Genomic DNA, 14,908 nt, shown 5'->3' on the forward strand with positions numbered 1-14,908 from the left:
ACTGAAGCTAACACTGCTGCTTTTGAAGCTCGTCGTGCTGAACTTGAGAAAGCTGAAGCTGACGTTTTAGCTGCTGCTCAAGCACGTGCTGACCAATTGAACGAAGTGAACATCGTAATCACTGCTAAAGCTGGTGACGAAGGTAAACTATTCGGTTCTATCGGTACTCGTGACATCGCTGACGCTTTAACTAATGCTGGTCTAGAAGTTGACCGTGCAGAAGTTCGTTTACCAAACGGTGCGCTTCGTCACACTGGTGAATTCAACATCGCAATCCAATTGCATCATGATGTTGTTGCTGAAGTTCTCGTTACTATCGTATCTGAGTAATTTCTTGCAAGAAAAAGAGCATGCTTTTGCATGCTCTTTTTTTATCTTTAAAAACAGTCAAAATAGTTGAATCAGCTGCTCAAGTTCTTGTTTACTTCATTTATTTTGACTGTTTTTAACCACTTAAATAAATGAAATTTTCGATTCGCATTTTTTTTAAGAGCGCGTATCATCTGCTTATACGAAGATAATACCTTTTTTATTCTTCGGCACTTTTTTCAAATTACTCATTTATTGCATTTAAAATTAGGGTTTTATATGTCACAGGCGAATGCCAGCGCTATGCTTAACTCAGCTAAATCAGATAATAAAGCAAATGAGTCAGGCCAACTCAAAGAATTTCGTACCCCTCCGCACAACTTGGCAATTGAACAAGCGGTTCTTGCCGCGCTGATGACGGTAGCCGAATCTTTTGAGCAAGTCGGTGATGTATTAAATGAAAATGATTTCTACGCAACCCGGCATAAATATATTTTCCGTGCCATCGAAAAATTAGCCCAGGAAAACTCGCCTTATGATGCGGTTCTGGTCAATGACTGGCTGATCAAACAGAATCTGCTTGATGCTGTCGGCGGCGAAGAATATTTAATGCAATTGATGGCAGATTCCCCCTCCAGTTTTTATAACCTGGAAACCTATGGCAATAAAATTAAAGAGTTTTCAACTTTACGCAGCATGATTAAAGTCAGCTCTGAAATTTTACAGAATGCCTATGACACCAAAGGTCGCAGTGTCAGTGAAATTCTGGATTTGGCTGAAACCAATATCTTTTCCATTGCTGAGCAGCATAACAACAATGCCAAGGCACAAGGCCCGAAACCGATTAATGCCGTAGTCGCCGATGTTTTTGACAAGTTAAATGAACTTTCTCAAATGGAAGGTAATATTACCGGTTTAACTTCAGGCTTCGTGGAACTGGATAATAAAACTTCAGGTATGCAGGCTGGTGACTTGATTATTGTCGCGGCACGTCCATCTATGGGTAAAACCACCTTCGCCATGAATCTGGTGGAAAGTGTGCTGTTTAACTGTGACTTGCCTGCCCTGGTTTTCTCTATGGAGATGCCAGCAGACTCGATTGCGATGCGTTTGATTTCTGCCTACGGTAAAGTGCATCAGGGCCATTTGCGCGCAGGTAAACTGGACGGTGATGAATGGTCTAAAGTGACTGGAACCATTTTACAGCTGCAAGAAAAAAACCTGTACATTGATGATTCTTCTGCCCTGCCTCCTACGGAATTACGCGCCCGTGCCCGTCGTATTGCCAAACAGCATGGCGGAAAAATTGGCTGTATCATGGTCGACTATTTACAGCTGATGAAAGTACCCGGTATGGGTGATAACCGTGTCGGCGAGATCTCGGAAATTTCCCGAAGCTTAAAAGCTTTGGCAAAAGAAATGCAGTGTCCGGTGATTGCACTTTCACAGCTTAACCGCTCGCTGGAGAACCGTCCGAATAAACGTCCGGTCATGTCCGACTTGCGTGAATCCGGTGCGATCGAGCAGGATGCCGATTTGATTATGTTTATTTACCGTGATGAGGTTTATAACAAGGAGTCCAAAGAAGCCGGTACTGCTGAAATTATTATCGGCAAGCAGCGTAATGGACCAATCGGTACTGTGCGTCTGGCCTTCGAAGGTCAATATACCCGCTTTAGTAATTTATCACCTGAGTTCTATTCGCAGTATGATGATGAAGAATAAGACATAAAAAAACGGGGCGCTGACCTCGTTTTTTGTTATTTTTCTCATTCTATGACTTTAATTCATCATTGTTGAATATTGCATAAATTTTTCCTGTTTAAAATTTGGTGAAAAATACACTTTAATTTAGTGTTTATTTCCAGTCAGAGGACTACAATATCACTCTCCATTTTGCTTACGTTCCTCATTTTTAGAACTGAGATCACCAAGCATATCTATAATATTCTTACGTAGCTTATAAGCAATTTGCGATAACAAATTGCTGTAATGTTTCATTGTAACCCCAAGGAGTAACTAGGGTGCGCCAAGCAACAGTTTATATTGATAGAGAAGCCCTTCAATATAATTTAAACCGTGTCAAACAACTTGCACCAACTGCTCAAATTGTAAGTATGGTTAAGGCCAATGCTTATGGACATGGAGTCAAAGACTGTTTAGCAGCCTTAGGAGAAACGGATGCCTTTGGTGTCGCCTGCCTGGAAGAAGCTTTAGAAATACGTGAGCTTGGTTATCAGCAACCGATTACCCTGATTGAAGGCATTTTTTCTGAAGATGAAATGCAGGTTGTGGTAGAGAACAATATTGAATGTGTGGTACATCATCAGCAACAAGTAGACTGGTTACGTAGACATAAAGCCGCTTACATTGGTAAAAAATTAAAAGTTTGGGTTAAGCTGAATAGCGGTATGAACCGTCTTGGGTTTAAAGTACCCGAAATCATTGAAGTAATTAATTCATTAAAAGCTGAAGGTTTTACTTGTGTACTTGCCATGCACTTTGCCAATGCGGATGCCGATCATCCTTTAAATGAACAACAAAAAAATCAGTTCCTGCAAGTCAAAGAGGCTTGTGCACCTGTAATGGGTTCTTGCTGTAATTCGGCTGCCATTTATAAATGGCCTGAATTACATTTTGATTTCGTTCGTCCAGGAATCATGCTGTATGGTGCATCACCGTTTGCAGATCGATCAGTACATGATTTGGACCTGAAACCAGTCATGACCTTTAGTGCGGAAATTATTGCGCTTAACCATATTCAGGCGGGTGAACATGTCGGTTATGGTTCAACCTTTACCTCTGACCAGGAAATGGACCTGGCCATTGTTTCCATTGGTTATGGTGATGGCTACCCTCGCGCTTTCCCTAAACAGAACTATGTCGCAATTCATGGTCAAGCAACCCGTGTTATTGGCCGCGTTGCGATGGATATGATTGCCATTGATGTAACCGGTATGGATGCACCATTGGGGACTGAAGTCGAACTGTGGGGTAAAAACCGTCTGGTTGATGATGTTGCTGAAGCTAATGGCACCATTGGTTATGAACTGCTATGTCGCTTAAGTGCACGTCCGCTAAGAAAATAATATTTAAAAGCCAATAAAAAACCCAAGTTTCTACTTGGGTTTTTTATTTAATTTTATAAGCGCTTATTAATCAAGGTAATCATCCGTCGGGATAGGTAATTCCTGCAAGCCACGGCGCAAAGTATCTGACCACTGTTTACTGAGTTTCCAGAAATATGGATCTTCTTCATAAATCCGTTTGCCATTCGGAATATGTAAAGAATCTTTTTTGTACACCACCGTATCGAGTGGCATACCCACAGAAACATTAGAACGTAAGGTGGAATCAAAAGAAATTAAACAACAACGTACAGCTTCATCTAAAGGCATTTCATAAATTAAGGCACGGTCAAGTATCGGCTTGCCATATTTACTTTCGCCAATCTGAAAATAAGGCGTATCTTCTGTTGCACAAATAAAATTACCTTGCGGATAAATATTATACAGCTGCATTTCTGAGCCTTGAATTTGCCCGCCCAGCAAAATGCTACAGTAAAAATTACTTTGTTCATGCGTGTGAGCATCTTCAACCACATCGGCAATCACTTTTTTCAGGGTATGCCCCACCAGTTCCGCCATTTCAAACATAGTATTAACACTATATAAGTTCGGTTCCTGTTTAAGTTCCAGATGATTGTTTAAATGACCAATCACGGCTTGGGTTGTGGCTAAATTCCCCGATGTCTGGATCGTTAAAAATCGTTCCCCTTCTATACCAAAAATATAGAGCTTACGAAATACCGATATGTGATCAACCCCTGCATTGGTACGGGTATCACTTACAAAAACCAGACCGTCTTTTAACCGTAGCGCACAACAATAAGTCATGAGAAACTCCTTATGACTTTAAATTTTCAGCAAGCGAGCACTTGAACGATAGAGTGCATGGATTCAGTTCCCCCGCGCTCCCGTATGCCTCGCACTGGCGCAACATCCCAGTAATCCCGACCAATGGCAACATAAATATGTGCATTCGGGGTAAATAACTGGTTGCTGGTATCAAAACAATACCACGTATTTTCAAAAAAAACCTCTGCCCAAGCGTGACTGGCCAGATGAGAAGTATCAGGTACAAACAAGTAACCTGATACATAACGGGCCGGCAAGCCCAAATGTTTACACATCGCAATAAAGACATGACTATGATCCTGACACACCCCTTTTTGGCATTGAAAAGCGTCAATTGCCGAAGTGTGCACCGAAGTACGGTCAGGCGTATAAGGAATATAATTGAGTATTGCTTCAGAAAGCACCATCAAGTTAGCCCGGTTGATCCGGGGCACATAGCATTCGGCAAAACTTTTCATGGCTGCATTGCACAGCGTGCTTGTTGTAGGCTGCAAAAATATTTGCGGATTGATGTCAATATTTACCCCGAATTGCGTATCCGGGTTAATTTCGACAATACCTTGCGCCATGATAGACATATGTTGATAGGGTTGTCGCTGTGAACTGGTAATCCAGATGTTATTAAAGGCGTCGTTTTTTATTTCTTTTTGCCCCGGCACACTCACATCCCAGCAATAAACCTGCTGATGCGCATTGCTGCTTGGCATCATTTTAATGTACTGAATACTGTTGCAGGCCTGATCACTATATTGATAATGCGTTTGGTGATTGATCATCAACTTCATATATCTACCTCAAACAGGTTTTGAATATGATCACTAAAGTGATAAAAATTCTTACTATCCGGGTTTAATTTAAGTTTCTGCCAGGCACGATCCAGCCTGTCCCAGCCAATCTGTGCCAATAAATCAACAATTTTATCAAGATTTTCCAAAGTTATGCTCTGGTCTTGTTTTAAACGAATTTGCCGGTCTAGCTGCTCAATATTTTGTCCCAAATTAAAAAACAGAAACACATCTTCAGATTCAGCTTCTATAACATCGTGGCAATCTGCTGCAACATCACAGATATAAGTCGCATTGGCATTGGCATTTTTAATCAGCTGATTCAATTCGGCGTAGGCTTTTGCTGTCAATACCCCGCGCAAGTCCTGAATATTATCTTTGGCATATTGAAATTGTTGATGAAAAGATGAAGGCTGTTCAGCATCGAGTAATAATGAATTAAGTGAACTTGCATCAAAAGCAGGCAAGCAAAAAGCATGGGCGTATTGCAACGCTTCTTCATTCTCCAGAAACGGAAATTGGCCACATGCATATTGAATCCGGGTTAAATATCGACCTAACCAAAAAATATGCTGAGCATTGCTATTTAATAAAATCATAATTTCCTTCCCAGGGTTAGAGGTTTATGAATGCAGGTTATCGATAACCCAGGTATCTTTAACGCCACCACCTTGTGAAGAATTTACCACTAGTGACCCTGCCTGCATCGCCACCCGGGTTAAGCCACCCGGTACGATTTCTGTTCTGTAGGGCGAACTGAGTACAAAAGGCCTTAAATCGATATGTCGCTCTGCCACCCCAAAATCATTCAAAGTCGGGCAAACCGATAAATCGAGTGTTGGCTGTGCAATATACAAATGCGGTGCCGCAATAATTTTGTCTCTAAAAGATTCAATCTGGCTAGCCGATGCATGCGGACCAATTAACATGCCATAACCGCCCGAGCCTTGGGCTTCTTTCACCACCAATTGTTCCAGATTGGATAAGACATACTCCAGATCTTCACTTTCCCGGCATAAATAAGTCGGTACATTTTTTAAAATAGCCTGCTCACCCAAATAAAAATGAATCATTTTATCGACATATGGATAAATCGATTTATCATCTGCTACACCGGTACCTGGTGCATTGGCAATCACCACATTGTGGTTTAAATACGCCGACATTAGGCCGGGAACGCCCAATGTACTCTCCGGTTTAAAGCATAAAGGATCGAGATAGTCGTCATCGACTCTTCGATAAACTACATCAACCTGCTGCCTGCCACGAATCGTTTTGACATAAACCTTGTCGTTTTCTACAAAAAGATCACGTGATGTCACTAAAGGCACATCCATTTCCCTTGCCAGAAAAGAGTGTTCATAATATGCGCTGTTATAACGACCTGGCGTCAGGACAACGATAAAAGGATTGTCTACATAGGCATTTTCAGCCAGGATTTCTTTGAGTAACTGAGGATATTGCTCAATAGCCAGCACATTATTTTGCTGGAAAAGTTGTGGCATTAACTGTTGGCTAATCTTTCGGCTTTCCAGCATATAAGACACGCCAGATGGGGTTCTTAAATTATCCTCTAGCACATAAAATTCACCATGACGGTCACGGATAATATCGATACCGCTGATTTGACTGTAAATTTTTCCTTTTAGATCATGAGCATACATATGTGGTTGATAAGCTTCATGCGCCATCACCTGCAACTCCGGCACTATATTGGCTTTTAAAATATCCTGTTGATGATAAATATCATGTAAAAATAAATTCAGTGCGCGCACCCTTTGTGCACAGCCTAGCGAGACTTTGTTCCATTGTTTTTTTTCAATTACACGCGGAATCAAATCATAGGGAATGGTTCTTTCAATTCCTTCCGATTCGCCATATACAGTAAACGTAATGCCCTCATATAAAAAATGTTCTTTAGCCGCCTGATTCAGTTGCTTTAGTTCTTCCAGAGTATGCTGCGACAACCAGTGTTCGATTTTTTGGCAGGTTTCCCCCGACATATTTCGATCATCAACTAACTCATTAAAAAAATGTGATTTAAATTGTTGAAATAATGCATTTACCTTATTCTGTGGCTTTACCTGAGTTACTGTAGTCACGCTGTGATCGGTCCCTATATTACTGTTCGCAAAATTTTCTAATGAAGCAATCGAATTTGTATCTTGATTCTCTTTAAGCATACAAACCTCATTTTTTTATCTATTGTAAATAAAAGTTAGCAACAAACATGCCAATCTCTCCTTATGTGATTGTTCTATGCCTGTTATGTTTATTCATAAGTATTTTTGTATGAAGATGAAACAAAATATGTGGCGTATCAGGCAGCAATACTTGCGAAAAAATTCAGTTTTTTTATTGTGTTCCTTATTTAATGGATATATAAACAACCTACTCGATCTTTAATTTTAGTTATGTCTTCACAAGAAAAAGAAACTTCGAATAGCCTGTATCGTCAGTGGCAAATTTTATCTCGTCTTTCTACCGGGAAATGGATGGGCACGCGTGAATTGCAGGAAATTTTGCAACGTGAAGGTATTGATATCAGCTTGCGTACCATTCAACGTGATCTAAATCAGATCTCATTACGTTTTCCTATCGAAAGTAGTAAAACTGTACCTCAAGGCTGGCGTTGGCGTTCCGATGCACCGCTTCAAAGTTTGCCTCATATGACCAGCTCGCAAGCAGTCACCTTTATGATGGTCGAAGAGCACTTAAAACACCTGTTGCCCCCTAGCCTGATTGAAGAAATGAACCCTTGGTTCGATCTGGCGCGTCGCAGCTTGTCGACCCAGAACAATGTACGGCAATGGATTAACCGCGTGCGTATTGTCCCGGCGACTCAACCACTGATTCCCCCTGTAGTGGATAAACTGGCGCAGCAGTCCATCTATGAGGGCTTGTTACAAGACAAGCAGCTTGAATGTGTTTATCAGGGCCGTAGCCATTCAGGTGAAGAAAAAACCTATATTTTGAATCCCTTAGCATTGGTACAAAAAGGGGCAATTATTTATTTAATCTGTACCCGGCATGATAAAACCGACATTCAGACCTTTGCCCTGCATCGTTTTAGATCGGCAATTGTGCTAAATTCGCGCGCGATGCACCCGGTAAACTTTGATATTGATGCCTATATTGAATCCGGTGCCTTAGGCTTTAGAGTTGACTATACCAAGCCGACTGAAAATGTAGTATTAAAACTAACCATGACTGAAGATGATGCACATTATTTTGATGAAAGCCAGCTCAGCAAAGACCAGACGATTGAAAAACTGACTAATGGTTTAGCGCAAATTAGCGCAACCGTACCTTTTACTTCACAACTGGTCTGGTGGTTAAGAGGATTCGGCAACAAGATTCAGCATATTGAGCCAATTGAAGTTTTTAACGCGGTTCGTCAAATTGCTGATGAATAAAATCATTTACCTAAAGCATAAAAAAAGTCCCAATCTTTGGGACTATAGAGTATTTCTGCTTGGATCTATTGTTAGTATTGTCTTGTAGGTTTCCAGAACATCAAGCTTTATTGTGTTAACCCCAAATAAAGCTTGATGACAATTGAATTTACATAGGGAGAAAAGCATATCGCGCTTTAGCACGCCAAGTCCCCGCTTTTATATCGAATGGATTTCATGGTCATATCATTTACCTCTGTGCCTAAATTAAAATTAATGTAATCCACAATATCAGCTTTGAGAAATCATAAGATCAGCAGTGTTAAGCTGATTATTGATTAAGCATTTATTCTGAATTTCTATTTCCCTGTATTTATATATCGCCTATATATCACTCACCGCTATTCCGTCCAATTTTCATTCAATTCCAGAATGCCTGTACTCAACCTTAAGGCCTAAGATTTACCCTGATTCACTCTTCGCGGTTTTACAAATCAGAACTTGTACAGTGTATATAAAATAGGCAGATTCATGTTATGCATAATTCAATGGAAAACATGAAAATGCCAGTTCCAGCCCAAGCCGTCAGACATCGACTTTTAAATACTTTTTTCTCCCGATACTCAGTCTGGTTTAGCTGTATTTTTATTACCTTAACGATTAGCTGGTTTCGAATTATCTATGAGCCTCAGTCTATTCATTATTTTCTTTCAGATACTTTTCTGAACTCTCTATGGCTGATCTCTGGAATCCTGACGCTTGTGGGCGTATATGATATCTTGCAAAATCAACATTCAATCCTGAAAAATTATCCCCTTATGGGACATTTCCGCTTTATTTTTGAAGATTTTCGTCCGGAAATCCGGCAATATTTTATTGAAAACGATCAGGATGCCCTGCCATTTTCACGGATGCAGCGCAGTCTAGTTTATCAACGTGCCAAGAATAAAAATGCCGATAAACCGTTTGGTTCTCTGATTAATGTCTACCAGCAAGATTATCGTTTTATCACCCATTCCATTACCCCATGCAAACCGGCCGATCCTGAAAGTTTCCGTATTCAAATCGGCAATCATCAATGCAAGCAGCCCTATAGCGCTTCCATTATGAATATCTCTGCCCTGAGTTTTGGTAGCCTGAGTGCCAATGCCATTCGCGCATTGAATCTAGGGGCGAAAATGGGCAATTTTTACCATGATACCGGTGAAGGCAGTATCAGTCCTTATCATCTGGAAAATGGCGGAGATATTGTTTGGGAGCTGGGTAGTGCCTACTTTGGCTGCCGTACCCTGGAAGGACAGTTTGATCCAGAAAAATTTACCAAGCAAGCCCGGTTACCGCAAATCAAGATGATAGAAATCAAGTTGTCTCAGGGGGCAAAACCGGGTCATGGCGGAATTTTGCCTAAAAGCAAAATTTCAGAAGAAATTGCCCAGATCCGTGGAGTGAGCCGGGAACATGATTGCATATCTCCAGCACAACATTCTACATTTAGCACCCCCATTGAAATGATGCATTTCATCCAGCGACTGCGTGAACTGTCTGGCGGTAAACCGGTGGGTTTTAAACTCTGCATTGGCCAGCCTTGGCAATTTATGAGTATTGTCAAAGCCATGCTGGAAACTCAAATTGTACCGGACTTTATTGTGGTAGATGGCTCTGAAGGTGGTAGCGGTGCTGCCCCGATTGAACTGATTGACCACGTGGGTACGCCTTTACGGGAAGGTTTATTGTTTGTCCATAACACCCTGGTCGGTGCGGGTTTAAGAAATCAAATCAAGATAGGCGCAAGCGGCAAAATTATCAGTGCTTTTGATATTTCCAGTACCATGGCGATTGGGGCAGACTGGGTCAATTCGGCACGTGGCTTTATGTTTGCCATAGGCTGTATTCAGGCGCAAAGTTGTCATACCAACCAATGTCCGGTCGGTGTTACCACGCAAGACCAGGAACGGCAAAAAGCCCTGCATGTTCCCAGCAAGGCCGTTCGTGTTTTGAACTTTCAAAAAAATACCCTGCGTGCCTTATCCGAAATGATTGCAGTCGCCGGCTTAAAACATCCAGCGGATATCAAGCCACATCATTTAGCCCAGCGCATTAATGACCGTGAAATCAAAAACTACGCCCAGCTACACTTCTGGTTAAAAGAAGGTGAATTACTCAACTGCAAAGCTGAAGATACCGAAAACTTCTATTATCGGATCTGGAATTTAGCCCATGCAGATCGGTTTTAATCACGGTACAAATTCAAAGTGAATTGCATTTCAAAGAATCAACAAAGAGGCTACATGGGCCAGTACTGTCCCATAATTTGAATTTTATTTTCAGCACCGAATCAATATGATGACATTCTGCATTTAAGTATTTAATATTTATATTTAATTTTTCTTCAAAGCCTTGTCTTTTCTTTAAAAGATCAAGTCACTTTGTGTAGGCTGAACCCTACTTTTGACAGACCAAAAGTAGGCAAAAGTCTTTATTCCCCATACACGACATCCTGTCGTGATGGGGAACGTGTGGCATCCTTGCCACACTCACAAATCAAACACCTGGAATTTAACTGTGGGACAGCAGTGCCACATGAGCCTCTTTCAGGTAGTCATGCAAAGTAAATCAATAATAACCAGACGAGCTTTGGGCATGTAAAAAAGCCGGAATTAACCCGGTTAAGGCCGCACGGATATCAGCACGTTCATTAATCAGCTGATGTGAGCCCTCTTCCAGCATCAATAAGGTCTGCAAACGGAACTTACGTCGAATGAACTCAATATTATAGCGCCAGTCAACCGTCTGATCCTGTGCACCTTGTGCCAGCCAGACTGGAATCCGGCAAGCGGGACGCGCTTCCATTTCCTGCATCCATTTTGACATGGCTAAAATCCAGTCCATTCCCATCATGCGCGGCTGTAAAGGATCTTTTAAACGGACAAAACGCAAAAATTCAGGGTTATGATTATTACGTCTAAAATGCCGCGGTACTTGGCGCTTAATCCGTCGGATAATGCCCAGACCCACCGAATTATGCCACCATGCCGACTTGGCTGGTCGAAGCAGCGGTGAAAGCAATAACACACGGTCTACATAGGGATTTTCCCGACGCTGGGCAAATTCAAGTAAATGATGCATCCAGATGGCGCCACCGGTACTCTGCCCGATGCCTAACCAGGGTTTTGGTAATTGCTCGGCATTTTTAATGTAATGATAAACCGCATGCAATACCTGCTGGTAATGATCAAAATTCTTGATATTTGCCGGCGAACCGTCACTGAGGCCATGACCGGGCAAATCATAAGTAATGACACTGAAGCCCTGTTCGAGCAATTCACGAATTATCGGCTGATAAATTCCGCTATGTTCCAAATAGCCATGTAGTAAAAATACCGTGCCTCGTATTTTCGGCAAGGCAATTTTTTCCAGATTCGGTTGAAATACTTGGACATGCAATTTAAATAAAGGCATTTGCACATAACCTTGCCAGTGCTCACAATCCAGTAAATGCAAACCATATAATTTACGATAGGCTTGTATTTCAACTGAAGGCTGATAGGGCTTATTCAGATTTAATGCTTCCAGCAATTGCGGAGTAGTCTCTCGACTGGGTATAGGTAAATCCAGCTGTTTTAAAATGGCAGGATTCAAAAATGGAATATCGGGCATTAAGGTACCTCTCGGCAATCACTGGAACCAAACCAGATATCACGAATAGTGGCTAACATTTCATAATTGGCACGGCGACTATGGTCATAATTTTGTTCACTTGGACGCCAGTTTGTCAGACGTGTTGGCATCGGCGCTTCTACCGGTACAGTTTCAATACCATTCAATGCAAATAAACGACGTGTACGCGGCATATGATAACGGTCAGTAATCAAAATCACTCGTGGCGCTCCGCCTTTTTTCTGCAACAATAACGAGCTAAAGCGTGAATTCTCACAGGTATTCATACTGCGGTCTTCCAGCAATTTTGCATCAACATCATGCGCTTTTAACCAGCGCTGCATATACGGGGCTTCTACACCACTCAGCACAATCGGTAACCGGTACTGCTGTTCTATGGCTAAGGTTTTTTCCAGGCGCAGGCGGGTATATTTGTTGACCACAATATCCTTGCTATTTTTATCTAGTGTCAGCCCACCACCCAGCACCACAATCGCATAAGGTTTAGAAGTTTGCGGCTGTGATTGTTCATTTTGCTCATGAATCAGGGCAATATCCTGATAGATGGTTTCGTCTACAGCTTCTCCAGCCACCTTTTCCTGTTCTATTTCATGTGTCCGCAGAAAATCCAGATATTTTTCCATTAAGGCTTGATTTTCAGTACTGTTCAAATCCAGCAAATCTTTGACCGTTTGCGTTGGATCTTCTGCTTCAGAAGCAACCTCAACCGGTTTTGCCAGCAGCGGCACTTGTGGTTTGTCCTGTTGTTCTTTCTCTTGGAGCTGGGCATCTTCAATGGTTTGTTGCAAGGCTTTATAACGCGCCTGAATCAAGACCAGATCCTGTGAATTATGCGATTGGATTGCCTCTTCCATCAGTTTGAGATAGGCCTGACGGGCAATCCAGACTCTGGAACCCGGCTCCAGATTTTCATGTTCACTTAAGGCGGCCATTTGCTGACTCTTTGCCGCCACCTGATTCACTTCTACAGGCACAAAACTGTTCAATGCACTCACCACCCAACCAGAATAAAATGGTGAATAAAGCAAAACCATGAAACAGCCGAACAATACAAATAGCACAGAAGCTATTTGTACCAGTCGTACCATCCAATGTGATTTCACCATCTTTTACTTATTCCATATGTGAACGGATTAAACCTGTTTCATCAAACAATACCGGTTCAGGCTCTAACAAAATATCAAATTTTTGCTGCACATCGTGTTGTACAGCATGGTAAGTGGCTTGAACATCCGCCAGATCGGCCTGATCATAATTGACCAACACCAAGGCCTGCTTATGAAACATGCCCACCATACCCAGTTTTTTCCCTTTCCAGCCTGATTGATCGATCAACCAACCTGCTGCAATTTTAACGCCACCTTTGGCCTGAGGATAATGGGGCAATTGCGGAAATGTCTGTGCTAAATGGTCATAAAGCTGCTCTGAAATAATCGGATTTTTAAAGAAACTTCCCACATTAGGATATTCTTTTGGATCTGGCAATTTGCTTTGACGAATCTGTATCACTTGTTTTTGCAGATTCTCAGCCGTCTGTTCCTCGCCTACCGCATGTTTCAGATCCCCATAATTCAACATTAAATGTGCTTGCTTAAGCAATTTAAAAGTCACATGAGTAATCACAAAACGATTCGGATCATCTTTAAAAACACTATGTCGATATGAAAAATCACAGTCTGCGGCAAGAATCGTGCTAAATCGCTCTGACTGACGATCATACACCTGTACCGACTCGATAAACTCGCCTGCCTCTACGCCATAGGCACCAATATTCTGTACCGGAGAAGCCCCTACCAGACCTGGAATAAGCGCCAGATTTTGCAGACCATATAAATGATTTTCTGTGGTCCAGAGTACAAAGTCATGCCAGACTTGTCCTGCCCCTACACGAATGGTTTTACTGTGTTCATCTTCTACAATATCTTCAATGCCCTGAATATCCATATGAATCACCAGCGCATTGATTGTTTTAGGCAAAAGCATGTTACTGCCGCCAGACAGAATCAAAACATTGAGTTGCTGCTGTTTGGCATAATTCAAGGCATCAACCAGTTCAGCTGTAGATTGAACTTTGCAGTAATGTGATGCTGTCGCATCAAGACTTAAGGTATTAAAAGGCTTAAGTTGAATTTGAGTTTGAATATTCATGTGCTTAAACCTTTATTTCACATCGATCTGTTGTTTGAACTGTTGTTTAAAAATGCCGACCCAGGCCAGACTGCTCGATTCACACTGATCAAGTACCCGCTCAAAGCCATCTGCCCCGCCATAATATGGATCTGGCAAAGCCTGTTTGCGATAATTCTGATCGTATTCACTCATCAATGCAATTTTTGCCCGAATTTGACTGGCAGCATAGGCCGTTTGAGTCTGTTGTAAAAGTGCTTGAATATTAGATAAATTTTCATGATCGATTGCCAGAATAAGATCAAATTCAAGAAAATCTTGCGGCTTTAACTGGCGCGCCCGTAACGATGATAAATCATAACCGCGTTTTAACGCATGTCTCTGACTACGCTCATCTGGTGCTTTTCCGGGATGGTAATTACTGGTTCCTGCGGAGTCGATCATAATATTCAGTTGCTGTTTATCACAAAAATGTCTAAGTACAACTTCTGCCGTGGGAGAGCGACAAATATTTCCTAAACATACACATAACACCTTATAGGGCGTTTTGGATGACATAACAACCTCAATTACTGCTTTATTTTCAGGTGTCTTATGTTAAGTTATTTACAGGATGAATCCTATAGAACACTAAAACAATAATCTTGATTTTGATATCAAAAAGGAAGCAATAGATGAGCCATTTTCAATTTCAAAC

The 14,908-nt window shown here is 41.6% G+C and carries 13 protein-coding genes; 5 read left to right on the top strand and 8 right to left on the bottom strand.

Annotated features, from left to right (window positions below; genetic code table 11):
• The 3 genes from rplI to alr form a co-directional block, all read left to right on the top strand.
• On the top strand, positions 1-330 hold a 330-nt coding region (gene rplI, locus B2Y23_RS01955; protein ID WP_291368701.1), incomplete at its 5' end, for a 50S ribosomal protein L9.
• 258 nt (positions 331-588) lie between these two features.
• Positions 589-2,034, top strand: coding sequence for a replicative DNA helicase (gene dnaB / locus B2Y23_RS01960; protein ID WP_291368703.1), 1,446 nt, complete (start codon positions 589-591; stop codon positions 2,032-2,034).
• 299 nt (positions 2,035-2,333) lie between these two features.
• Positions 2,334-3,398 (top strand): alanine racemase, encoded by a 1,065-nt coding sequence (gene alr, locus B2Y23_RS01965; protein WP_291354834.1) that lies wholly within the window; start codon positions 2,334-2,336, stop codon positions 3,396-3,398.
• Between the two features lie 66 nt (positions 3,399-3,464).
• Here alr and B2Y23_RS01970 read toward each other — a convergent pair whose 3' ends face one another.
• Genes B2Y23_RS01970 through B2Y23_RS01985 form a run of 4 tightly spaced genes read right to left on the bottom strand, consistent with a single transcriptional unit; the run spans position 3,465 to position 7,194 of the window.
• Positions 3,465-4,205 (bottom strand): proteasome-type protease, encoded by a 741-nt coding sequence (locus tag B2Y23_RS01970; protein ID WP_291354835.1) that lies wholly within the window; start codon positions 4,203-4,205, stop codon positions 3,465-3,467.
• 26 nt (positions 4,206-4,231) lie between these two features.
• Positions 4,232-5,011, bottom strand: a complete 780-nt coding sequence (locus B2Y23_RS01975; RefSeq protein ID WP_291354836.1) for a transglutaminase family protein — start codon at positions 5,009-5,011, stop codon at positions 4,232-4,234.
• Positions 5,008-5,610, bottom strand: a complete 603-nt coding sequence (locus B2Y23_RS01980; RefSeq protein ID WP_291354837.1) for an alpha-E domain-containing protein — start codon at positions 5,608-5,610, stop codon at positions 5,008-5,010. The genes B2Y23_RS01975 and B2Y23_RS01980 overlap by 4 nt, the downstream gene beginning before the upstream one ends.
• A 24-nt stretch (positions 5,611-5,634) precedes the next feature.
• The gene (locus tag B2Y23_RS01985; RefSeq protein WP_291368705.1) at positions 5,635-7,194 is read right to left on the bottom strand and encodes a circularly permuted type 2 ATP-grasp protein; all 1,560 of its coding nucleotides are present in this window, start codon (positions 7,192-7,194) and stop codon (positions 5,635-5,637) included.
• Positions 7,195-7,425: 231 nt separating this feature from the next.
• Here B2Y23_RS01985 and B2Y23_RS01990 point away from each other — a divergent pair, with 231 nt between their 5' ends.
• Together B2Y23_RS01990 and B2Y23_RS01995 are read left to right on the top strand one after the other, a co-directional pair.
• The gene (locus B2Y23_RS01990) at positions 7,426-8,427 is read left to right on the top strand and encodes a helix-turn-helix transcriptional regulator (RefSeq protein WP_291368707.1); all 1,002 of its coding nucleotides are present in this window, start codon (positions 7,426-7,428) and stop codon (positions 8,425-8,427) included.
• A gap of 542 nt (positions 8,428-8,969) precedes the next feature.
• A complete protein-coding gene (locus B2Y23_RS01995; RefSeq protein ID WP_291368708.1) occupies positions 8,970-10,640 on the top strand; it encodes an FMN-binding glutamate synthase family protein in 1,671 nt (556 codons plus the stop codon).
• Positions 10,641-11,019: 379 nt separating this feature from the next.
• Here the strand turns inward: B2Y23_RS01995 and B2Y23_RS02000 are convergent, their stop codons facing one another.
• The 4 genes from B2Y23_RS02000 to B2Y23_RS02015 are packed head-to-tail and all read right to left on the bottom strand — an operon-like array spanning position 11,020 to position 14,769.
• Positions 11,020-12,063 (bottom strand): alpha/beta hydrolase, encoded by a 1,044-nt coding sequence (locus B2Y23_RS02000; RefSeq protein ID WP_291368710.1) that lies wholly within the window; start codon positions 12,061-12,063, stop codon positions 11,020-11,022.
• Positions 12,063-13,190, bottom strand: coding sequence for a YdcF family protein (locus tag B2Y23_RS02005; protein ID WP_291368712.1), 1,128 nt, complete (start codon positions 13,188-13,190; stop codon positions 12,063-12,065). The genes B2Y23_RS02000 and B2Y23_RS02005 overlap by 1 nt, the downstream gene beginning before the upstream one ends.
• 7 nt (positions 13,191-13,197) lie before the next feature.
• The gene (gene murB, locus B2Y23_RS02010) at positions 13,198-14,232 is read right to left on the bottom strand and encodes a UDP-N-acetylmuramate dehydrogenase (RefSeq protein ID WP_291368714.1); all 1,035 of its coding nucleotides are present in this window, start codon (positions 14,230-14,232) and stop codon (positions 13,198-13,200) included.
• Positions 14,233-14,244: 12 nt separating this feature from the next.
• The gene (locus tag B2Y23_RS02015) at positions 14,245-14,769 is read right to left on the bottom strand and encodes a low molecular weight protein-tyrosine-phosphatase (RefSeq protein WP_291368716.1); all 525 of its coding nucleotides are present in this window, start codon (positions 14,767-14,769) and stop codon (positions 14,245-14,247) included.
• Between the last annotated feature and the right edge of the window lie 139 nt (positions 14,770-14,908).

The organism is Acinetobacter sp. UBA5934, assembly GCF_002430855.1.
GTDB lineage: Bacteria > Pseudomonadota > Gammaproteobacteria > Pseudomonadales > Moraxellaceae > Acinetobacter.